This is a genomic window from Pseudomonas sp. Fl4BN1 (assembly GCF_009908285.1).
GTDB lineage: Bacteria > Pseudomonadota > Gammaproteobacteria > Pseudomonadales > Pseudomonadaceae > Aquipseudomonas.
Genome location: NZ_JAAARM010000095.1, coordinates 1 through 475, shown reverse-complemented (window position 1 = coordinate 475; position 475 = coordinate 1). Strand labels below are relative to the sequence as shown.

Genomic DNA, 475 nt, shown 5'->3' with positions numbered 1-475 from the left:
GGAAACAGACAGCGGCAAAATCGACGTCGTGCTCGGTCGCAAAGCGGCCCAGGCTGATCCGCACGGTGCGGCCTGCGGCATCGGCATCCAGGCCGATGGCCGTCAGCACGTGCGACGGCGTGCCTGCGGCGGAGTTGCAAGCGGACGTTGACGACACGGCAAGATCGTCGCCCAGCATCATCGGCATGAAGCCGGGCGCGTTGACCGTCAGGCTCAGGGTGTGGGGAATGCGTCGGGCCACATCGGCGTTGTGCACCACGTCACCGAGGGCCAGCACCGCTGACTTCAGCCGCTGGCTCAGCGCAGCAATGCGGGCGGTCTCGTGCTCCAGTTCTTCCGCTGCCAATTCACACGCAACGCCCATACCGACGATCTGATGCGTCGCCAGCGTGCCCGAGCGCAGACCGCGCTCGTGTCCGCCACCGTGGATTTGCGGGGCAATTTGCGAAGCAATGTCGCGGCGGACATACAGTGC

Annotated in this window: 1 protein-coding gene; it reads right to left on the bottom strand. The window is 65.9% G+C overall.

Annotated features, from left to right (window positions below; all coding sequences use genetic code 11):
* Positions 1-475 (bottom strand): aminotransferase class V-fold PLP-dependent enzyme (locus GV818_RS33725; RefSeq protein ID WP_161778747.1); only part of this gene is annotated, 475 nt, incomplete at both ends.